We start from the raw sequence: 19,769 nt of genomic DNA, 5'->3' as shown, positions 1-19,769 counted from the left end.
TTGAAAATCAGTGTGGTGTCGATTTCGAGTGCGAATCAGTGTCGGAACCGATGCGAGTACTCACTCAGGCTCACGAACTAGTCGTGAACGTGCGAGCTCCGAGAATTGTTGGCATCGCGCCGCCCCTGGAGACACATGAAAGCCCGCCAATTGAGGACTTTTTTATTGCCTACGTAGGCCGGCAGAAGATCGCTTGACTATGGGAAGAGGCCCAGGAGCATCCACCGTAGCGGGCGGCTGAAGGCTCTGAGAAGGACTTTATAGGGCTTTATAGTCAATTATAGAGCGATTATAGAATCCGCTTTCGGACGCGCGGATTACGCTGCCCATTAGACAGCTGCGATCCTGCGGCGGCGGCACCGGCCGTTCAGGCGGACTACCTGAGCGGCTACCACCACCAGGGCCAGAAACATCAACCTGCAGGCTGCCGGAAGTTCTCTTCGTTGGGCCCACGTACTAGATGTAGGCCCGAACAACTCGGCCAGTTGCTTTGTGCCCAGTGTTTTCACTCTGAAGCCCCCCGGGACCGAAGCCACCTTTATGGTCTCCATCACTTCCTCACGTAGCTCTTTTTCCGGGAGGGAGTTAGGCAGTAAACGCCTCCGCGCGGGCCCGTGCAGAAAGTATTGGTGCCGCACGTGCACTCGCCGTTGTCTTGCAGAAGCTGTTGAGGGGCCGCAGTTGGAGCACTGCTCCCCACGTAGGCCGAGCAGCTCTTCTTTGAGCCGCTGATGGAGCCGTCATTGCATAGGAACAGGTCACCATCGCAGCCGGCGATGCCACCTTTCCTGCCCGAGCAGGGAGTGTTAGCCGCGATGACTTGGAGCGAAGCCAGACCGAGCACGGCAGCAATGATCAAGCACAGCGAGAAAGATGTTTTGGGCAGCCGTGCGGATGGGCTATTCATCGAGACCACTACAAGGGGTCGCCGACTAAGACCGCACGACCTGAGTCGCCCTTGCATCCAGCGGGAGGAGACCAATTCAATGCTGCAGAACTGTCAGTGACGTGAATAACGAGGCGCCGCTCCAAACAGTCACCCATCGCCCTCTCAGCTACGGCCTCAAGCCGAGTCGCGTCCCAGAGACTGACCTTGTAGCTAAATACTTGCGCTTCCAGGTCTTCACCCTCGGCATGATGGAGAATCAAGGCGATCGCCTCATGGCACGTACCGGCGGTGCGATTGCAACGGATTTCAACAGCATTAGCTCCTGGAGCTTGATAACCCGCAATCGTTTTCCAGCCTCCCCAGATAACGAGTTCGTCCTGATCCTCCTTGATGATCAGAGGTGGAATCGTGGTGTTCTAGAGCGGAGCAGGCTTCACGAACCAAAGCACTAGGTAGGCCGCGCCTAGAGCCGATGCGAGAACGATGAGCAGCATGTTGAGGTAGCGCATACAGAGTCCTTTCTCGAGTCCGCCATCCTAGCAAACCTCACACTAGAACACTTTGTGAAATCGAGCTAATCGACAGACTACTTCTGCCCCCGAACCTACCTTACCGACCAAAGCAAACTTGGCATTGAGGAAGAGGCAGCCGAACACCTCGTGCGGCTCATGCGGATGTATTTGAGTCTGTCGCAGCGGTAGCAACGGGCAGCCTCGGAAAAAAGTGGCACTTTGACATTGAAATCACCTTTTCTGCCCATAAGTAAAGAGGACTCAATCACAAATCGGTCAAGGACAAGAGCGAAAATGCCCCAAATTTCTGACGAGTCTCTTAGCGAAACCGCCTCCCCTCGCAATTTTGACGATCAGAGTTTGGCCGCCTGGCTAAAGGGTTGCTTGGCGCAAAAGCATCGAGTCGCATACGTCCGCGCAGGCTATCTGTGCAAGGTGGTCGACCTTGATGATTCTGCCCTTGCTCTTCACCTTGCTGATCCAGGACCAAAAGCTAGGGGCGTATTGCAGAGCCTGGTTGGAAAGAAGCTGCTCTCTAGCCTTGATCTTTCGTTTGAGGTCCTCAGTGATGCCCTGGTCGCAAATACTGAGTGGAGATATTCCCTAGTACCTGAGAAAGGCATCGTTACCACCCTCATTGCCGAGCGAGACGGCTTACTTGGAAGGACCAGCGGCCGAGGAAAAGATATTTCGCCTAAAACAGCTCAGAAGGTATGGGCTGATGCAGGCGCCAGGTGCATGTTCCATGGGTGCGGTAAAAATCTGTCAGAAATCCCCCTATGGACTCCGCCCGCCCGGGTCGGATACCTGGCTCACATAGTTGCCTCCGATCCGGCAGGCCCTAGAGGTAGTCAAGCGGACTCTCACAGACTCTCAGACGCTCCAGACAACATCATGCTGATGTGCGACGAGCACCACCGTTTGATTGACTCTTTCGCACCTCAGCACTACACAGCAGACGTTCTCAATGAAATGCGCCAATGCCATAGAGATATGGTCCGAAACTATCTGGACTCGATGGCATTTCCCCATACGAAAGCAGTCACCCTGCATGCCAATCTGGCAAACGTTCCAACCTACTTCCACGACTCCGAGCTGATTGAAGCCATCGTCGCTACGAAAAGAGCGATGCTGCCCGGAGTGGTCCACTACATTCGAAGGAAGTCACAGCGCGACGATCGTCATCTTCCAGGATTCTGGCACCAGTATCTAAGAGAGCATGAGAGTCACATCAGGCAGCTCGTGGCAGGGTTCGAGGCGAGCAACTCAGCCACGGAAAGCATGGCTGTTTTTCCGCTACACCACATCCCGACACTTGTTTTGGCTGGCCGGGTGATGGGAGAGGCGCAGGCCATTCAAGTCTTCCAATACGACAAGGCACGGAGAACATGGGCATGGAACCCTCAGGCCACAGCGCATCCACCGGGAACGTTCAACGTTGGGCCACTTCCAACGGGTCGTGTACAAGAAGCCCTTATTACACTTGAGCTGACAGCTCAAGTGGATGAGGAAGCGTTACCAGCAAACCTGAAAACATCTTTAGCTTCTGGCAATCTTCCGTGGATTCGAGTGACGACCTCCAAGACAGGGCACGACTGCATCAGCCACCCTGAAGATCTTGATCAGTTTGCGCAAACAGCTCGCAAAGCAATCATTCATGCCCAGGATGTAATGCGGGTTCAAAAGGTCCATCTCATCGCTGTAAGTCCCGCGAGTACAGTACTTCGCTTCGGTCAAATGCTTCAGGCAGGAAACCATCCCGAATACCTCGTCTATGACCGTGCTGGCCGCGACTATGACTTTGCGCCTGCCCTATCGATTACTGGCCATCAAGTGTCAGCCACTTATGGACAGAGCACCTGCACCATCTCTCTCCGATAAGCCGCCTGAACGAGCCCGAGACCATGAGCATTACTAAAAGCGCAGCCCTGGTGAACTACGCCGAGCAGGCGAAACCCGCTCGACTGACGAAGTCGCTCGATTCCTTCGCAATCTTGAACGAACGCTTCGTTACCAACGATAGGGAGAGGTATCTCCGATACAACCCCTGGGCCCAAGCGCTAAACGCAGCGAACTTGCACATTACTGTACGTGAAGACGAGATCAGCGCAGCAGCGAGTGCTTACCAAGAGGTCGCTGAGCATCTGGCCGCAAATCTTTCCTGGCCCCCAGAAGCGATATCGATTCGGACACAAGGCTCCGTAAGCACGAAGACTCTTATTCGCTCACCTATGGGTGGAGAGAAGTTCGACATCGACGCTGTGTGCGAAGTCGACATCTCTCGCGTTCAGGCAGCGAATCCTATGGGGTTCTTTGAGTCCGTTGGTCGAGCTTTGGCGGAGTTGGAAGCCCAAGCAAAACGGCGATGCTGGAACATCCCTTTCCCTCGGCAGCCCTTCTACCTCGAGTTCACGCCCTCTGTACCTTTGGATAACGTACCTGCACAGACGCTAGCGACCATGGCACCGCGCTATCGCGCGTCCCGATACGAAAGAACTGCACTTGCGGTTGTAGACACGCCGACTCGAAATTGGAAAACCTCAAATCCGGCAGGCATGAGCCAATGGGTTGAAGACACGTCGAAACGCTCCCTCATACGGGTGGTGACGATGGAGGCCTATGCAAAGGACGAGGCTCGGGCAAGCGTCTCTCCAGTTCCGGATCAGACTGTGGAAATCACAGACACCCTACGAGTTGCCATCCGACTGTTTAAACGGCACCGCGATATGTGCGTTAGACGCAACGTCATTGAGGCCGGTGTAAAGCCGATCTCCATCATCATCGTGACCTTACTGACCACCTGTTATGAAGGGCTTGCCGACCTCAATCGCTCCTTCGTGCACCCGGTGGAGCTGCTGGATGAGCTTGCCGCCTTAATGCCTCACCTCGTTCTAAATCTCGACGGTAAGCACCGAGTCGATAACCCTACAGTCGAAGGGGAAAACTTTGCTGAGAAGTGGAACGATGACGATGGTGAACGTTATCGGGCATTTATGACTTGGTGCGATGCGCTGTCTGCAGATCTGAAAACCATCCTTGCCCTGACCGATCCGCAGGAAATTTCCAAGCGGGTACGAGAAGTGTTCGGGATTCCTGCCCCCTCAGGCGGGGGCAATGGTCTTCCCAGCATCCAGATCCCAGCACCGAAAGCCACGCCAGCAAGTCGCGGATTGGCCTAAGCAGCGAGGGATAAATGGGCCTCGATCTGACATTCTTATGTTCGCGGTTCCCGGCCTTGCAGCCATCATCTGTAAGTCGGGAGCCAGGGGTTACTTGCTACCAGTTGTTGTTGCCGCAGCTCCCGCAAGGAAGGGCGTTCAAGTGGGCAGAGCTGCGTGTGCCTAAAGGGTTCCCTGAGCATGACAGTGCTTTTGTTCAGTTGTCTCCCGATGCTGTGCTGAACGTCCCACACCTCGATGGCGCAGGGGTGCTTTGCATTAAGGGAGATCCAGGACCTGGTCCTGGCTACTCGGCAGAAGAGCGGATCTTGTTCCTCCTTCACGCCTACCTCGAGCAGTTCTTAAAGCCCTGGTTGAATGGCGATCTTGACGGGGACTTTGAAGCGGAAGCCCTGAACTATTGGGCGATAGAGGTAACTCGAGCACGCTCGAACACAGACCCGGTGCGAGCTGTTTGGACAGTCGATCAGCCTCCACTGAGGGCAAGACTCAGAAATGGTCTGCTTCTCATTCCAAACAGAATCATCATCGCAGCTGATGAGCAGCTGCGCATTACAAACCGCGTCGTGCAATCCATGGGGCAATCAGCAGCACAGCGTGTCAACGTGCTGATCGCGGACATCCCAATTGCACATGCATTGATCCCAGCCACATGGCCACACACCACATCTGATTTAGATCGCATTCTCAAAGGGCGACTTCCTAGAGCGGAGTTTTTGCGACTTAAGGGCAGCCAAAGCCGCCGAGGGCGAGAGATACATCGCGTCGCTCTCTTAAGAACCCCCGACTTCGCTTTTGCCTATCTTCTTCCCGGCGGTCCGCCGACTGTTATCAAGCTGGATCGAGGCAAGAAGACGTTCCCTCCTTTAAGAAAACCTCTACCACTCATGACGTCGCGCTTGGATCCAGACTGGACGGTCGGACGAGATCAGCACCCAGAAGTGAAAGCACGTCAGACAAAGCACGTTCTCGTATTGGGGGCTGGTGCACTTGGAAGCCCCTCCATTGACCAATTGGCAAAAGCAGGAATCGGGCAGATTACCGTTGTGGATGCTGACACGATGTCCTCCGCAAACATCGGGCGGCACCTTCTCGGCGCTGAATCAGTGGGTAAAACAAAAGCGGATGCCATCGCTCAGCGGATCAATCTTGGTTATCCAGCAACCGTAGTGATACCTCATGCAATTACCACCGCAGAGTGGCTAAAGAAAAACACCCTTGCTGATGTCGACGCGGTGTTAGATCTCACTGGCGAACCAGATGTACGGGCTCAACTCGAACAGGCCCGATTGACTCATCCATGTCCGGTACTGATTGGGTGGATGGAGCCCTATGTTGCCGCCGCCCATGTCTGCCTTTTACCGGCAGGTCAGAGATGGCTACAGGGGGCCCAGGATCCAATGTCTGGACTTGAAGCAGTGGTATGGCCAAGCGAAGTAATTCGCCAGGAGCCTGGTTGCAGTAGCCGATTCCAAAGCTACACCGCGGCGGCAGCAGCGCACGCAGTGGCACTTGTTGCCGAGTGTGCATTGGAGATGATCGACAGCGCTTCAGACTCGCTTGATCCCATAGTACGGAGCTGGGTCCGCGGACAACGTTTCTTAGACAAACACTGGCCAGGCCTCTTGCACAAGGAATGGGCGTCATCTGCGCGCGAGCACGATGGGATGACCCTTGTCCGGCCGTTCCCATGAACAGGATTTTCTTTTACCCCGACAATACCCGCTACGTCCTATTTACTGACCAAGCCCTACTTCACATGTACGCTCACGCCCAGCGAAGAATCTGGCAAACGGAAGCTGGCGGAGAGATATTCAGTTCCGAGCCAGACTCCAACGGCATGATCATTACCACCGCCACAGGACCGAATCCCACGGACTATCGACGTAGAAGCGCGTGGAACCCGGACACACGGGCATCAGATAGGAACAGGGAGGTCGAGTTCACGCACAATCGACATGTAGTAGGACTATGGCACACACACCCCGAGCGCTCGCCGTCCCCGTCGGGTCGTGATCAAAAAACGACATGGGAATACCTCGACTCATTCCAGGGCGATAGATCTCGGTACCTGATGGTGATCGTTGGCAATCATGGTCGGATCCCCAATATTGCGGTGTGGGTTGCGTCCGACGGCCCCAAGCGTGAGTGGACCCAACTAGGTGAAATCTCAAACTCGCAGGCTGATCGGGTAAACATTCGGTGAGGCATCCAAATGGTGCCACTACGCGCATCGCAGGTCGCGGAAGGGAGTAGTCGCATCGGTTCCGACACTAATTCGCCTGCCTAATCGACACCGACTCGCACTCAAGATCGACACCAAACAGTGCCCGCTCTTGGCCGAAACAGACGCTGGGGACAGGCAGCTATCGGCCAGAAGCGGACATTAGCTATTCGCCACTAGCCTTGCATCGAACCGTCTCACCCACTTCTGATCACGGGAGTGCTCGGCCAGGTGATCAATGAACGCCCGTGTCTTGGCCGGTAACAGCTTCTGGCTGGCAAAGTACAGCGAGATGGGGCCGGCATCGACATACCAGTCAGGTAAGACGCGTTGCAGCGCACCGCTTTGCAAATGGCCCAGCACATCGGGTACAGCAAGTAGTGCCACGCCCAGCCCGAGCAATGCGCTCTGACATAGCGCCTGCGGATCATTCACTAGCATCCTCGGGCGCAACTCCAGCGGCGCGCGCTCGCCCTTGGGGTTCTGTAGCATCCAGTTTCGCACTTTACCGCTCTGCGCCGACCTCATGCCCAAATGGTCGATTTCGGCGAGCTGCCCTGGCTGACGTGGTGCTGGCCTTCCGGCTAAGTAGGCTGGCGAAGCAACCATTACCAGATGCGCTGGCGCCAGTTCGCGCGCCACCACGCCGGGCGTCAATTCGATGCCGCCGCCAATAGCTGCATCAAAGCCATCCGTGATCAGCTCAACCTGGCGGTTATCGAAATGCCATTCCGGCGTGACTCCCGGGTAGCGGGCCAGGAACTCGGGCATCAGGGGGAGCAGATAGTCGCGACCAAAGGCCGGTGCCGCCGAGATGCGCAGCAGGCCGGCCGGGGCACCGGCGCTGCTGGTGAGATCGGCAACGGCTGCCTGGATGCTTTCCAGCCCAGCGCCGACATTCCCGAGGAAGCGCTCCCCGGCTTCAGTCAGGGTCAGACGCCGGGTGCTGCGCTGGAATAGGCGTACGCCGAGATTGGTTTCCAGCTTAGCTACATTACGACTGATGGCCGCTGGCGTTAAGCCAAGACGACGTGCGGCTGCGGAGAAGCTACCGCACTCGGCGCTGCGAACGAAAGATTCTAAATTTGCCAAGGTCTCCATAACCGCACCTTCAATCATTGATTGGAGGTGATTCTAGTCATTACCTGCTACTGCGGGGAAAGCGAAAGGCGTTTCATGAGCACACCAACCATCCACACGAGGTCTGCATCATGAACAACGTCAATCTTCCCCTGAGTGGCCAGGTCGCCCTAGTCACCGGCGGATCGCGCAGCATCGGCGCCGCTATCGCCAAACGCCTGGCCGCCGACGGAGCCAGTGTCGCCATCACCTACAACGCCTCGCCGGCCAAGGCCGAGGCACTGGTCGACGAGATAGTTGCCGCCGGTGGCAGTGCAATGGCCATTGCCGCCGATGCGGGTGACCCGCAGGCGGTACGCAAAGCGGTGCAGCAGGTCGCTAGCACGTTCAGTCGGCTGGACATTCTGGTCAACAACGCCGGCATCAGCGTACTCGGCGCCCCGGAGGAGATAGCCTTCGAGGATTTCCAGCGCATTCTCGCGGTGAATGTGACTGGCGTGTTCGTCGCCACCCAGGAGGCGCTCAAGCACATGGGGCGCGGCGGGCGAATCATTCATATCGGCAGCTCCATGGTGCAGTACGCCGCCTTCGCCACCGCCTCCGCCTACACCCTGACCAAGGGCGCCTTGGCCGGCTTTAGTCGCGGGCTGGTGCGCGATCTCGGCCCGCGCGGCATCACGGTCAATACCGTGCATCCAGGCCCGACCGACAGTGACATGAACCCGACGGATGGCCCTGTGGCCGATTTCGTCCGCCCCAACATTGCCGTCGGCCGCTATGGCGAGGGTCGCGATATCGCGGCTGCCGTGGCCTGGCTGGCCAGCCCCGAGGCGGCCTTCGTCAGCGGCGCCGAGCTGCTGGTAGATGGCGGTTTCACCGCCTGAGGAGAAAGGACATGAAGATTGGAATCATCGGCGCCGGCGCCATAGGCAGCGCCATCGCACGCGCCCTGAGCAAGGCGGGTATTGAGATCGAAATCGCCAACAGCCGTAGGCCGGAGAGCTTGCAGAGCCTCGCTGACGAACTGGGGCCAAAAGTCATACCGGTAAGCCGGGAGCAAGCCGCCCAGGCGGACATCGTCTTTCTTGCGGTGAACTGGTCGAAAATTCCCACCGTGCTAGAAAATCTGCCTCCCTGGAATGGACGCATCGTGGTCGACACCAACAATCCAATCGAGGCGCCGACTTTCAGCCCCTTCGATCTGGGCGGCGAGAGCTCTAGCGAGGTGGTTTCACGGCTGCTTCCAGGGGCGCGCTTGGTCAAGGCGTTCAACCACCTGCAACCGGCGCTGCTAAGTGGCGATCCCACGGCCGAGGGAGGCCGAAGGGTGCTGTTCTACTCAGGGGAGGATGCCGAGGCCAAGGCCGAAGTGGCCCAGTTGATCGAGCGACTGGGTTTCGCCGGTATCGACCTGGGTGGCCTAAGCGAAGGGCGCCTGGCGCAATTCCCTGGGGGCCCATTACCGGCACTCAATCTAGTAAAACATAGCTGACCCACAATTGGCGGACGTTCTAAGCGTCCGCATCTAGACGGACCGCTATCGACCAGAACCACCGCTCCCGACGATTTGAACTGGTCAACTGACCCGCATCATCAAGATGCCATCGTATTGGGGGACGTCCATCTCTAGAGGAATCGCCTTTGGAGCAGTTCGGGTGCTCCGATTCAGAACACTTTTGAGTGGCTCCAATTGGTAAATTGCGAGACGACAGGCCCGCTCTAAATCCTCCAAGCCTTGGATAACCGTGTTCGCATAGAGGATGGCTTCGCTCCGACCATTGAACCTGAGGGTGACCAGAAGCAGCTTCTCCTGCTGGCACACCACTTCGAGTTCCGCCGCTTTACCACCAAGCCAGTTGGGCACCTCGAAGGTTGCCCGAGTTAATGGCTCCATCTCTATCCTTTCTCTCGATCCACGCCCCTCAGAAAGAGCTCTGTTTGGAGCCCCGCAGCCGAAACTCTCCTGTGTTATAGCGGCACGCAGCCCACTAAGCTAGGGCCGTCTCGCCGAGTTTTATGCGATTTGCAGTTGGCTCACATTGCGCGCGTTGAGCCAGCCCAGACCAGGAGCTCCTGATCGCTGGGCCGGCTCCTTAGTGGGCAGTTCGGGGCCTAGGTAAGTGCGGATTCCGCCAAGTAGCGGGACGTGTTGCAGCGAGAACAGCTCTGGCAGAGCAGCACTTCCCTGCCGATCTTGATTGGCGTGGCCTCGCACCAGTCACAGCCTTTCAAAAAGCATATGAATGTCATGGAGCCTCCCGTCTAGCTGATTACCTCTCTTGTTTCGAGGGAGCTTGAGGGAGAGAAGTTGCCACCAGAACCGGTCGGTCGCCGTGGTTCTTATGCGCCTTTGATCTAACGGGGTTGGTCGGGCACTGATAGGGTCGCTTCCTCCAATGCCTACTGCTGCGACAAGCGTCCCTCAACCAGACGCCTGGCGGTTTCCGCTTCGTACGCATCACTGTCGTACACATAAACCAGCGTAGGCTCAAGGGCTGACGTGAGGATCAAGGTTGAGGCTGAGCGCTCCAGCAGATCTACCAGGTACCGCACGACGGCCACCTTGTCTTGTACTTCCACCTGCGCACCGCGTATGCCTGCAATTCCATTGCTTAGGACTTCGGCGACAATCTCATTCGGATCAGCAGAGCTGTTGAAGATGGTGGTCATTCCATCGCTATCCCTAAACACTGGAGGCTTTGCTCGCCGGAGCCCCTTTCGGCGTACTGAAATAGTGGAACTGCATAGCCATCGCGACTTGAAGCTCCATCACAGCGGCGTTCTACCGAGAAATCAAGCGAAGTTGCGGCAGAACCGCTGCAACTGACTATCGCTACTGACCATAAATTACTTGGATTAGATGTGGCCAACGCCCATTGGCCATCGGCGACTTGCTCGTGGTGTTCAAGGTTACAATGTAGGCACTTCTTTGGCCCCGAAACCTGAGGACGATGCAATCTAGAGCGTATTCTTCCGGCACTTCGTGCCATTGGCCGCGCCAGTAATCAGGCTTATTAGACTCTGCATCGTCGACAAGAAAGCGCAACGCATAAACCAAGCCACGCTGATATCTAAAAGTTGTGTTTGTCGCCTCGTCTTCGGTTAACCATCCTCCTTGGGGTAGATCTCCTTTCTCACCCTCGCGTCGCCCCCAAGTGATCCATTCGAGCCGACCTCCAATCCAAACAGGCAATGCCGCGATGTGGCTAGGAGCAAAAATCTCCCAGCGCTTGCCCTCCTCGATCACCTCAACGCCGTTGCACATTCGACTGGCCCTTTACCTCTCCTACGGCACGTTAGACCTCGGTGCGAAGAGCAAGCTCCATTAGTTTGCACGTGCAGGGCCAAGATCGAGTCCAGGGTTAATCGACTACCGCAGTTGATTTAGAAACCGTGGAGCACCGGAGTGCCAGGAGAAGCGCAGTCAAAGCATTTGGTATCTCTTCGTCGCTTTCTCGGATCCGTAGCTGACGCAGACTAGACTTAAAGTAGGCTCAAAGGAGCTAGATCATGCGATGCCCCGTTTGCCAGAGGCATGCTAAAAGCGTGAATCGGACAATCCAGTACCACCGCATAAGCTGTCCCAGGTGCGGTGAGTTCAAGATCTCCGATGCTCTGGAAATGGCTCTGAATGATTGCTCCCTAGACATGGAGCCGAGCCAGCATCGCCTCGCCGTTTTAAGGGAAACCACGAAAGTCCCAACGCTGACAGCCTACGACAGCGATTTGTTGATTCCGCGATAAGACAGACGTGCCGCGTCGCTTAAGCCGTTGGATCCCACTCCGGCGAGCCAGCTATGGCCTATGCGCCCCCTCTCTAGGGAACAGCTACGAGTCTCGGCTAATGAAGCAAGGCAGAAATGCGAGCTTCCAAAGCGCCAGGAAGAAATGGCTTCTCCAGCAACTCAAAGCCCTCCAGTTCGACCTGCACGACCTTGGCGTATCCCGTGATGATCAGTACAGGTAGGTTGGCGAAGCGCTGACGCAGCTCCTTTGCAAGCTGAAGCCCATTCTTCTGCGGCATAGTGAAGTCCGTGATAAGCAGCTCGGGAATGAATCCGAGATCTACCAGGTTCAACGCCGCCTGCGCAGACGCTGCCTCGGAGACGTGGTAACCCAAGTCTTCCAGAAGCATGGCGGCGGTGAGACGAACCATACGGTCGTCATCGACCAGAAGCACTCGCCGTTTCGTGTTGATCTGAGCTGACATCAGAAATTCCGTACATCGTGTCTACAAATCGGAACAGCTGCTAACTCGGTTTCTTCCTGAGCTTTTCGCTTCGTAAAGAAGCTCATCTGCTGTCTTGAGTGTTTGTATGGGGCTGCTGAAGTTGCTGGACGACTGGGCCACCCCAAGCGAAATCGTCAGGCGTCCGACCCTTGGAAACTCGGTTGACTCGACCGCAACCCGTAGCCGCTCAGCAACCGTATAAGCAGTTTCGACCCCAGTCCCTGGAAGCAGGATGCTGAACTCTTCACCGCCGGTACGGCAGGGCACGTCTGACTCACGCGAATGTTGGACAATGAGCTCAGCTACCCGTTTGAGAACAATGTCACCGAGGTCATGCCCGTAGGTATCGTTAACGCTTTTGAAGTGGTCGATATCAATCGCAATAACGGAAAACTGTTTGCGCTCCGCCTTCCATCGCTTGAGTGCGAGCTCCATGCATCGGCGGTTGTTAAGTCCAGTCAGTGGGTCGGTCTGGGCTTCGTGATTGAGTTCGCCGAGACGATCATGCATCTGCTCCAGACCGACAAGCAGCGCGCGCTTCAACTCTTCTGCTTCGAAGTACCACGCATTGATCACCTTGATCCGCTCCGCTGTCTTAGGACGCCCAATCTCCGGCGCGCCCTGAGCCATAAGGGTTAAGGGAAGCGAGATCCTTCGGGCAATCCACCAGACCAGGACGAAGCTCATGACCGCGAATGGAAACGTTTTCATCACGACTCTGAGCATTAGATCGTCCAACGGAGCTAGGGTCTCATCTACGGGACGTTGAGAAACGATTCCCCAACCGGCGGTGGGCACAGTGGCGAACCCCGCCAGCATCTCTACTCCCTGGCTATTGATAACTCGCTGAGTTCCATCAGAGACGTTGGCCAGGTTATCTACGAGAGCGTTGTTCGCGACCAGCGTACCAACCCGCTCCGGTTCCGGGTGATAGAGCAGGCGCTTGTTGCGGTCGACGACGTAAACGTATGAATCCCGTTGGCCAGCTTGCTCGGTGAGCAGCTGACGGAGGGTGTTGTCGTGCTTCAAGTGAAGCGTTCCACCCACGTACCCCAGATACGATCCGTTGGAGCCGGTGATCGGCTGGGAGATAAACACCACCAGGTTGCCGGCGGCCGACATGTACGGCGAGGAAACTGTGGCAGCGCGATTGCGCAAAGCCTCATGAGCGCCAACTGAGTCGAGCCTCTTTCCCTGAAGCGACAGGGAGAAAGGCGCGGTAGCTCGAACAACGCCCGCTCGGTCGACCACGGCAACTGAATTGAAACTCGTGGTTTGCCGCAGCAACCGCTCCGCCTCATCCTGAAGAACTTGCTGGTCGTCGAAGGAGCGGCCCTGAAGTCGAGCGCTAAAGTTGAGCTGTTGCAACGCGGAGCGCAGGTAAGCCTCGGTGCTGACAGCAAGCTTAGTGGCGTAGGCGTGATTGGAATCGAGAGCGTTCTCGATGAGCAGACGGCGCTGTACGTCATAGCTCGCGTAGAAGCTACCAGCGAGCATCCCCAAGGCAGTTAAAGCAGACAGCGAAACGATGAGTACGCTCAGCCCAATTCGAAAGCGCCGCAAGGGCAACCCCCATTTAGTAATCGAACGTCGTCCCTGACAATAACCACTGAAATTGTGCTGGAATGATAGCACTTTGACTGCCGACGCTTGTGACTGGTCGTCTGCTTTTGGCCGATAGGGGCCTGCCACCGGTGCCCGCTACCGGCCAGGAGCGGTCATTCAAGGCAAGTCTCTTATGGTTTCGGCTCCAGTATCGGACTTTTGAAAACTCCGCCTAATGCCTTCCGCTCGGATAGTACGTATCCGTGCTAATGGGGTAGAGCCCGGCCAAGGGAATACCGCTAGCGCTACTGGGTTAAATAAGCAGTGAAGTACTCATCTAGCTCGCCTTCGTACTCATCCAAAACACTCAGTGCTGAAGAAGCAAGTAAATCCAGCAGTATCAGCCCGTTTACGCTTGAGTCTTCCTGGGCTGCGTGACGCAGACGCTTTGCGATGCCTTGGTTGACCTGCCGAAGCTTCTTGTAAGCCTCGCGCAGACCGCCCAGAGACCAGTCGGCGTCCAGCCCGTGCATGGCGCGCAGGTGCTGGCCAAGCAGATAGGTTCCGACGGCGCGAAACAGGGTTTCGTCGTTGTCACTGAACGGCTGGTGGAACCAGGCCATGGCCCTGAGAAACTCGGTATGCGGGCAGCCGCTGGTTGCACCTACGGCACCCAGCATGGTGCCGACGGCGCGCTGTAGCGTCGTGTGCTGTCGGATGTCTCGGTCGCGATAAAGCACCTGCACGTCCACCTCGGTGTGCGAGAGGCGATCCCCGAGAAAGCGCACCGGGGTTTCGAGCGCTGTGGCGAAGGGGCAGTGCTCCACCTCGTCGTTTGCCAGGGGGCAGTGCGGGCATTGGTGGAAGCCCAGCCTTGTCCACTCGGCGTGCTCGCCGGGCGTTGACCTGCCCGCCGGGAATATTGAGTGCTCTACCACCTGGCCATCGGCGAAGCTGAAACGGTAGAGGATAAAACTTTCATTCCTGTCCAGTGTCATCAGCTAATCTGACCTCCGCACTCGGTTATTCGGAGTATGGCCTATCGCCATCATGACTTTCTTGTGGCGCCCGAATCTTGACGCCATAATCAAGTCACAACATCAGAGTCGGTCTGCATCAGGAATGAATCTGGAGTAGAACATGGACAAATCTTCCCCAGGGTTATTCGGCGCCTTGGTCGAGCAGATCGATCTTGGAATCATCGTCCTGGATTCCAATCTGTGCATTCGCTGCTGGAACGGCTTCATCAGCCAGCGTAGCGGAAAGGACCGAGCAGAAGCCATCGGACGCCCCTTTCTGGAAGTGTTTCCGGATGCCGACCAGAACTCCTTCACCAAGACCGTCGAGTTGGCTCGGCAGCGCGGCATTCACGTCTACAACCATTGGTTGGAGCAGGCACCTCTGGTCAGATTGAGCAGCGAGGCTCCTGCCGAGATGGGCCAGCACCTGCAGAGCACGCTGTTTTTTCCCTTCGATGGTGAGGATGGTGAGCCGCTGTTCGGCCTGGTGATGTACGACACGGGCGCCATCGCCAAGTCCAGTGCCCACCTGGAATCTGCGCTCAATGCCCTGCGTCGCAAGCAGGTGGAACAAGATCAGCTGCTGCGCAAACTGGAGACCGCCAACAGCCAACTGCTGCAATCCGAGAAGCTCGCGGCCATCGGCCAACTGGCAGCTGGTGTGGCCCACGAAATCAACAACCCCATCGGCTTCGTGTTCTCCAATCTGAAAACCCTCAGTGGCTATGTACGTGACTTGCTGAAGATCATCGATGCTGTAGACGGTGTCGCCGATCTCGATGAGTTGCGCCAGATCAAACGTGGCCTCGAATACGACTACATCCGCAGTGACGTGGAGGCGCTGATCCACGAGTCCGAGGACGGCATAGACCGGGTCAAGCGCATCATCAGTGCGCTCAAGGACTTTTCCCATATCGAAGAAGAGGAGTTCCGTCCGGCTGACCTGCATCGTGGTCTGGACACCACCCTCAACGTGGTCAACAACGAGCTCAAATACAAGGCCGAGGTGGTCAAGGAGTACGGTGAACTGCCCGAGGTCGAATGCATTCCATCGCAGATAAATCAGGTCGTGATGAACCTGCTGGTGAACGCGGCCCATGCCATCGAACAGTTCGGGCGGATCTCCCTGCGTACCGGCTGCGAGCAGGACGAGGTCTGGCTTGAGGTGGAAGACACCGGCAAGGGCATTGAGCCGAAAGTTCTCAATCGCATCTTCGAGCCGTTCTTCACTACGAAGCCGGTTGGCAAGGGCACGGGCCTGGGGCTGGCGCTGTCCTACAACATCGTACAGAAGCACCACGGCCGCATCGATGTGCAAAGCGAGGTTGGCGTCGGCACACGCTTTCGCATCTACCTGCCGATAACACAGCCGGACGAGCCGCAGCAGGAGGTTTCTCCATGACGGCTGCGCCCGGTGAGAGACTTACCCTCCTACTGGTAGACGATGAGGAGAACATCCTCAACAGTCTGCGCCGGGTATTGCGTAGCGAGCCCTATGAGGTGCTGACCGCCGGTAGTGGCGAGGCTGCCTTGCAGCAGCTGGAGTCGACGCATGTGGATCTGGTGATTTCCGACGCGCGCATGCCGGGTATGGATGGCGCCACTCTGCTAACCCAGGTTCAGCAGCGCTGGCCGCACTGCCTGCGCATCCTGTTGACCGGCTACGCCGACCTGACTACCACGGTCAAGGCGATCAACGAGGGGCAGATCTACCGCTACATCAGTAAGCCCTGGGATGACGACGAGCTGCGTCTGATCATCCGCCAGGCCCTGGCCTTCCAGCATTCTGAGCGTGAGCGCGGTCGGCTCGAGCTGTTGACCCTCGAGCAGAACCGCCAGCTGCAGGAGCTCAATGCTTCCCTCGAGCAGCGCGTCAAGGCGCGCACGGCCGAACTGCAGCAGACCGCCGATATGCTCGACCTCGCCTACGAGGAGTTGCGCAACAGCTACATCACCGCAACCGAGGTGTTTTCCAACCTGGTCGCCCAGCGCCTGAGCAAGGAGCGTCAGACCAATACCCAGGTGATCGCATTGGTCAAGGCCTACGCCGAGCACTATCAACTGGACGCCCGCCTGGGCGGCGATCTCGCCATGGCGGCGGCGCTGTACAACATCGGCAAGCTGACCTGGAACGACCATCTGCTCTCGCGGCCCTCCGACCTGCTGTACAAGGAGGAGAGGGCGCGTTTTCGCAAGTATCCGGAAATCGGTGAGAGCCTGCTGATGACGCTCGAACCGATCCAGGATGCGGGACTCATCATCCGTAGCCACCAGGAGCGCTGGGACGGCCAGGGTTACCCCGATCGGTTGGAAGGCGAAGCCATTCCACTGGGCTCGAGGGTCCTGCGGTTGGCGGTGGATTTCATCGAGTTGCAGCGCGGCATGATCCTCGAGCGCAAGCTCAGCCGCGACGAAGCACTGCTGCTGATCAAGAAATTCGCCGGACGCCTCTACGATCCACAGGTCTGCGATTGCTTCATCGAACTGTGCACCACCCTGGCCCCCGACCTGGTGCTCGCCGACAACAGCATCATCGCGCTGGATACCCGCCGTCTGGAGCCTGGCATGGTGCTGGCGCGCAACCTCTATGCGGAGAACGGCATGCTGCTGCTGAACGAGGGCAAGCCTCTGACCCGTCCGCTGATCGACAAACTCACGGCCTTCGAGGCGTCCGAGGGCGCGCGCTACACCTTGTTCGTGCGTAAGCCCGAAGCCGTGGCCGAGTCCGGTGTTCTGACGGGAGTATCCTGAGTGATCAAGATCCAGTTGGTAGATGACGAGCCGAACATCCTTGCCGCGCTGCAGCGCTTGCTGCGTCCGCATCATTGGGAGGTACAGGTTTTCACCGATGCCCAGGAAGCGCTGCAGGCGCTGACCGAGCATGAATATGCGGTGATCATTTCGGACTACAAGATGCCCAGCCTCGATGGCATCACTTACCTGCAGTTCGCCAAACAGCGCCAGCCACAGGCCATGCGCATGGTGCTCAGCGGGCATGGCGATCGCCAGTCGATGATGCAGGCAATCAACCGCGCGGAGATCTACCGCTTCCTGTCCAAGCCCTGGGAAGACTATGAGATCGAGACGGCGCTGAAAGCGGCCATCGACCTGTATCAGCTGCGCTCGGAGAACCAGCGTCTGCTGGCCCGGGTGCGCAACCAGCAGAGCGCGCTGGAGCGTCAGCGCCAGGAGCTGCAACGCCTGGAGCAGGAGCATCCGGGAATCACCCGGGTGCTGCGCGACGCAGACGGTGCCTTGCTGCTGGACGACGTTGACGACGAGAGCGGCCATGGCTGAGTACCTGGCGCCTGAGCGCAAGCTGATGCTCAAGGTGGTGTATTACGGGCCGGCATTGAGCGGCAAGACCACCAACCTGATGCAGCTGCACACATTGTTGCAGCCGCAGCGCAAAGGCGAGCTGATGGTGCTCGAGACCCGCGACGACCGCACCCTGTTCTTCGATGTATTGCCCATTGGCCTGCGCAGCGCGACCGGCCTCGATCTGCGCCTCAAACTCTACACCGTTCCCGGCCAGGTCCAGCACGACAGCACTCGCAAGGCCGTGCTGTCGCGTGCCGACGGGGTGATCTTCGTCGCCGATTCGCAACCGGCGCAGCAGGATAACAACGCCAATGCCTTCGATAACCTGGCCGACAGCCTGCAGAAGCTGGGCATGGATATCGAACAGCTGCCGCTGGTGGTGCAGTTCAATAAGCGTGATGTGCCCGGGGCTGTGGAAGAGGCTGAGCTGCAGGCGCGCTGGGCGGCGACGCCCTGGGCGCCCTTGAGCATGGCCTCGGCGCTCAATGGAGTAGGAGTGGTCGAGAGCTTTCGCCAGCTGCTGCAGCGCCTCTATCCGCGCCTCGATGCCGAGTTTCAGCTGGCCGAGCGCGAAGGCCTGTCGCGGGATGATTTTGTCCGACACCTCAGCAGTCTGGGTGGTACCGCGCATGCGCAGGTTCGATGATGATCCGGGCCTGAGCGATCTGCTCGACGATGAGCGGCGTGCACGCCTGCTCGGCCTGTTGCAGGGCCTGTGTGTCGATGGCTTCGGACTGCAGGCCGAGGCCTGCGCCGGAGCGGAGCCGGTGGAGTTCAATCTGGAGACCATTGCCTGGCTGAGCTGCCCGGCGGCGCCGGCTCGGCAGGCGCCGGCGGCGCGTCTTGTGGAGTTCATTCTGTATTACGTGGCCAAGTACCGCCTGGCCGCCAGCCTGCACCATGACACCACCGAGGCCAGCTTTGCCGAGCTGCAGCGCCAGCATGCGGCGCTGCAGGAGTCTGAGGCGCGCTACAGGGAGCTGTCCGAGCAGCTGCAGTTGCGTGTGAGCGAACAGGTGCGGGTGATCGAGGATACCCAGCAACAGCTCTACGAGAGCGCGCGCCTGCGTGCCATCGGCCAGCTTGCCGCGGGGGTAGCCCACGAGATCAATAACCCGATCGGCTTCATCGCCAGCAATCTGCGCGTGGCCGACGAGTACCTCGATGAGCTGGGCGGCAAATTGCCCGCGGAACAATCCATCGCGGCTGTGCTGGAGGACTTTCGCGCGCTGTTGCAGGAGTCGCTAAGCGGTGCGCAGCGTATCGCCGCGATAGTGGCCGACCTGAAGACCTTCTCCAATATCGATCAGGAAGACTTCGTTCCCTGCGATCTCAACCAGCTGATCGCCAGCACCTGCCACCTGGTCGAGGCGGAGTTCAACCATGCGCTGACGATCGAGCAGCGCCTGGCTCCTCTGCCGCAGCTGGCGGGCTATCCGGCCAAGATTTCCCAGGCCCTGTACAACGTTCTGGATAACGCCGCGCAGGCGATTGCCGCCGATGGCCGGGTTCGCATCACGAGCCGGGTGGGCGAGGGTGGCTGCAGCGAAGTCCTGGTGGAGGACAACGGCTGCGGCATTTCAAGCGAGAACCTGGAGCGCCTGTTCGATCCTTTCTTCACCACGCGCCCGGTGGGCTCCGGCACCGGGCTGGGCCTGAGCGTGGCGCGCGACATCATGACGGCGCATCGTGGAGAGATCCTCGTGCGCAGCAAGCCAGATGCCGGAACGCGCGTGACCCTGCGCTTTCTGTGTCGGTAAGGAGCTGAA

The 19,769-nt window shown here is 58.0% G+C and carries 19 protein-coding genes; 11 read left to right on the top strand and 8 right to left on the bottom strand.

From position 1 onward, the window contains the following. Positions 1–550 precede the first annotated feature (550 nt). Positions 551–907, bottom strand: a complete 357-nt coding sequence (locus OH686_RS08845; protein ID WP_289537844.1) for a YdcA family protein — start codon at positions 905–907, stop codon at positions 551–553. 788 nt (positions 908–1,695) lie between these two features. Between OH686_RS08845 and OH686_RS08840 the strand changes: the two genes are divergently transcribed. From OH686_RS08840 to OH686_RS23235, 4 genes are read left to right on the top strand one after another with little or no spacing between them, the layout of a single operon-like run. Next, positions 1,696–3,282: an SAVED domain-containing protein gene (locus OH686_RS08840; RefSeq protein ID WP_289537842.1), complete on the top strand. Its 1,587-nt coding sequence runs from the start codon at positions 1,696–1,698 to the stop codon at positions 3,280–3,282. A 23-nt stretch (positions 3,283–3,305) separates the two neighbouring features. Further along, positions 3,306–4,580: a nucleotidyltransferase domain-containing protein gene (locus OH686_RS08835; RefSeq protein WP_289537840.1), complete on the top strand. Its 1,275-nt coding sequence runs from the start codon at positions 3,306–3,308 to the stop codon at positions 4,578–4,580. A gap of 14 nt (positions 4,581–4,594) precedes the next feature. Then, entirely contained in the window at positions 4,595–6,274 is a 1,680-nt protein-coding gene (locus tag OH686_RS08830) for a HesA/MoeB/ThiF family protein (protein ID WP_289537838.1), read from the top strand. After that, positions 6,217–6,786 carry a Mov34/MPN/PAD-1 family protein gene (locus OH686_RS23235; protein ID WP_354005283.1) on the top strand — a complete coding sequence of 190 codons (570 nt, stop codon included), beginning with the start codon at positions 6,217–6,219 and terminating at the stop codon, positions 6,784–6,786. The genes OH686_RS08830 and OH686_RS23235 overlap by 58 nt, the downstream gene beginning before the upstream one ends. A gap of 180 nt (positions 6,787–6,966) precedes the next feature. Here the strand turns inward: OH686_RS23235 and OH686_RS08825 are convergent, their stop codons facing one another. Beyond that, entirely contained in the window at positions 6,967–7,905 is a 939-nt protein-coding gene (locus tag OH686_RS08825; RefSeq protein WP_289537836.1) for a LysR family transcriptional regulator, read from the bottom strand. Positions 7,906–8,015: 110 nt separating this feature from the next. Between OH686_RS08825 and OH686_RS08820 the strand changes: the two genes are divergently transcribed. Together OH686_RS08820 and OH686_RS08815 are read left to right on the top strand one after the other, a co-directional pair. Further along, positions 8,016–8,768: a 3-oxoacyl-ACP reductase family protein gene (locus OH686_RS08820; protein ID WP_289537834.1), complete on the top strand. Its 753-nt coding sequence runs from the start codon at positions 8,016–8,018 to the stop codon at positions 8,766–8,768. A gap of 11 nt (positions 8,769–8,779) precedes the next feature. Beyond that, positions 8,780–9,376 carry an NADPH-dependent F420 reductase gene (locus OH686_RS08815; protein ID WP_289537831.1) on the top strand — a complete coding sequence of 199 codons (597 nt, stop codon included), beginning with the start codon at positions 8,780–8,782 and terminating at the stop codon, positions 9,374–9,376. An 84-nt stretch (positions 9,377–9,460) separates the two neighbouring features. On the opposite strand, the gene OH686_RS08810 is transcribed toward OH686_RS08815, so the two are convergent. The 6 genes from OH686_RS08810 to OH686_RS08785 all read right to left on the bottom strand — a co-directional run bounded on the left by OH686_RS08810 (position 9,461) and on the right by OH686_RS08785 (position 14,658). After that, positions 9,461–9,778 carry a hypothetical protein gene (locus OH686_RS08810; protein WP_289537830.1) on the bottom strand — a complete coding sequence of 106 codons (318 nt, stop codon included), beginning with the start codon at positions 9,776–9,778 and terminating at the stop codon, positions 9,461–9,463. A 218-nt stretch (positions 9,779–9,996) separates the two neighbouring features. After that, the gene (locus OH686_RS08805; RefSeq protein WP_289537828.1) at positions 9,997–10,134 is read right to left on the bottom strand and encodes a PSPA7_2676 family Cys-rich small protein; all 138 of its coding nucleotides are present in this window, start codon (positions 10,132–10,134) and stop codon (positions 9,997–9,999) included. A 150-nt stretch (positions 10,135–10,284) separates the two neighbouring features. Further along, positions 10,285–10,554 carry a hypothetical protein gene (locus tag OH686_RS08800; protein WP_289537826.1) on the bottom strand — a complete coding sequence of 90 codons (270 nt, stop codon included), beginning with the start codon at positions 10,552–10,554 and terminating at the stop codon, positions 10,285–10,287. Between the two features lie 1,171 nt (positions 10,555–11,725). Further along, positions 11,726–12,094: a response regulator gene (locus OH686_RS08795; RefSeq protein ID WP_289537824.1), complete on the bottom strand. Its 369-nt coding sequence runs from the start codon at positions 12,092–12,094 to the stop codon at positions 11,726–11,728. Positions 12,095–12,115: 21 nt separating this feature from the next. Continuing rightward, complete coding sequence (locus tag OH686_RS08790; RefSeq protein WP_289538890.1) at positions 12,116–13,612, bottom strand: sensor domain-containing diguanylate cyclase; 1,497 nt, start codon at positions 13,610–13,612, stop codon at positions 12,116–12,118. Between the two features lie 353 nt (positions 13,613–13,965). After that, positions 13,966–14,658, bottom strand: coding sequence for a DUF6901 family protein (locus OH686_RS08785; protein ID WP_289537822.1), 693 nt, complete (start codon positions 14,656–14,658; stop codon positions 13,966–13,968). A gap of 142 nt (positions 14,659–14,800) precedes the next feature. On the opposite strand from OH686_RS08785, the gene OH686_RS08780 reads away from it, so the two are divergent. The 5 genes from OH686_RS08780 to OH686_RS08760 are packed head-to-tail and all read left to right on the top strand — an operon-like array spanning position 14,801 to position 19,760. Then, positions 14,801–16,081 (top strand): ATP-binding protein, encoded by a 1,281-nt coding sequence (locus OH686_RS08780; RefSeq protein ID WP_289537820.1) that lies wholly within the window; start codon positions 14,801–14,803, stop codon positions 16,079–16,081. Then, positions 16,078–17,430, top strand: coding sequence for a response regulator c-di-GMP phosphodiesterase, NosR family (gene nosR, locus OH686_RS08775; RefSeq protein ID WP_289537818.1), 1,353 nt, complete (start codon positions 16,078–16,080; stop codon positions 17,428–17,430). Before OH686_RS08780 ends, nosR begins: the two co-directional genes overlap by 4 nt. Then, complete coding sequence (locus OH686_RS08770) at positions 17,431–17,976, top strand: response regulator (RefSeq protein ID WP_289537816.1); 546 nt, start codon at positions 17,431–17,433, stop codon at positions 17,974–17,976. Next, on the top strand, positions 17,969–18,646 hold the full coding sequence (locus tag OH686_RS08765; RefSeq protein WP_289537814.1) for a GTP-binding protein: 678 nt from the start codon (positions 17,969–17,971) through the stop codon (positions 18,644–18,646). Before OH686_RS08770 ends, OH686_RS08765 begins: the two co-directional genes overlap by 8 nt. After that, positions 18,630–19,760 carry a sensor histidine kinase gene (locus OH686_RS08760; RefSeq protein WP_289537812.1) on the top strand — a complete coding sequence of 377 codons (1,131 nt, stop codon included), beginning with the start codon at positions 18,630–18,632 and terminating at the stop codon, positions 19,758–19,760. The genes OH686_RS08765 and OH686_RS08760 overlap by 17 nt, the downstream gene beginning before the upstream one ends. Positions 19,761–19,769 lie beyond the last annotated feature (9 nt).

Origin of the sequence: Pseudomonas sp. SO81, assembly GCF_030374125.1 — a bacterium.
In the GTDB taxonomy this organism is placed as follows: Bacteria; Pseudomonadota; Gammaproteobacteria; order Pseudomonadales; family Pseudomonadaceae; genus Aquipseudomonas.
This window is presented reverse-complemented; position numbering and strand designations above follow the sequence as displayed.

Bases quoted from the DNA above. Each gene is read 5' to 3' on its own strand.
- OH686_RS08845 (WP_289537844.1), bottom strand. From the start codon at position 907: ATGAATAGCCCATCCGCACGGCTGCCCAAAACATCTTTCTCGCTGTGC.
- OH686_RS08840 (WP_289537842.1), top strand. From the start codon at position 1,696: ATGCCCCAAATTTCTGACGAGTCTCTTAGCGAAACCGCCTCCCCTCGC.
- OH686_RS08835 (WP_289537840.1), top strand. From the start codon at position 3,306: ATGAGCATTACTAAAAGCGCAGCCCTGGTGAACTACGCCGAGCAGGCG.
- OH686_RS08830 (WP_289537838.1), top strand. From the start codon at position 4,595: ATGGGCCTCGATCTGACATTCTTATGTTCGCGGTTCCCGGCCTTGCAG.
- OH686_RS23235 (WP_354005283.1), top strand. From the start codon at position 6,217: ATGGGCGTCATCTGCGCGCGAGCACGATGGGATGACCCTTGTCCGGCC.
- OH686_RS08825 (WP_289537836.1), bottom strand. From the start codon at position 7,905: ATGGAGACCTTGGCAAATTTAGAATCTTTCGTTCGCAGCGCCGAGTGC.
- OH686_RS08820 (WP_289537834.1), top strand. From the start codon at position 8,016: ATGAACAACGTCAATCTTCCCCTGAGTGGCCAGGTCGCCCTAGTCACC.
- OH686_RS08815 (WP_289537831.1), top strand. From the start codon at position 8,780: ATGAAGATTGGAATCATCGGCGCCGGCGCCATAGGCAGCGCCATCGCA.
- OH686_RS08810 (WP_289537830.1), bottom strand. From the start codon at position 9,778: ATGGAGCCATTAACTCGGGCAACCTTCGAGGTGCCCAACTGGCTTGGT.
- OH686_RS08805 (WP_289537828.1), bottom strand. From the start codon at position 10,134: ATGACATTCATATGCTTTTTGAAAGGCTGTGACTGGTGCGAGGCCACG.
- OH686_RS08800 (WP_289537826.1), bottom strand. From the start codon at position 10,554: ATGACCACCATCTTCAACAGCTCTGCTGATCCGAATGAGATTGTCGCC.
- OH686_RS08795 (WP_289537824.1), bottom strand. From the start codon at position 12,094: ATGTCAGCTCAGATCAACACGAAACGGCGAGTGCTTCTGGTCGATGAC.
- OH686_RS08790 (WP_289538890.1), bottom strand. From the start codon at position 13,612: ATGCTCGCTGGTAGCTTCTACGCGAGCTATGACGTACAGCGCCGTCTG.
- OH686_RS08785 (WP_289537822.1), bottom strand. From the start codon at position 14,658: ATGACACTGGACAGGAATGAAAGTTTTATCCTCTACCGTTTCAGCTTC.
- OH686_RS08780 (WP_289537820.1), top strand. From the start codon at position 14,801: ATGGACAAATCTTCCCCAGGGTTATTCGGCGCCTTGGTCGAGCAGATC.
- nosR (WP_289537818.1), top strand. From the start codon at position 16,078: ATGACGGCTGCGCCCGGTGAGAGACTTACCCTCCTACTGGTAGACGAT.
- OH686_RS08765 (WP_289537814.1), top strand. From the start codon at position 17,969: ATGGCTGAGTACCTGGCGCCTGAGCGCAAGCTGATGCTCAAGGTGGTG.
- OH686_RS08760 (WP_289537812.1), top strand. From the start codon at position 18,630: ATGCGCAGGTTCGATGATGATCCGGGCCTGAGCGATCTGCTCGACGAT.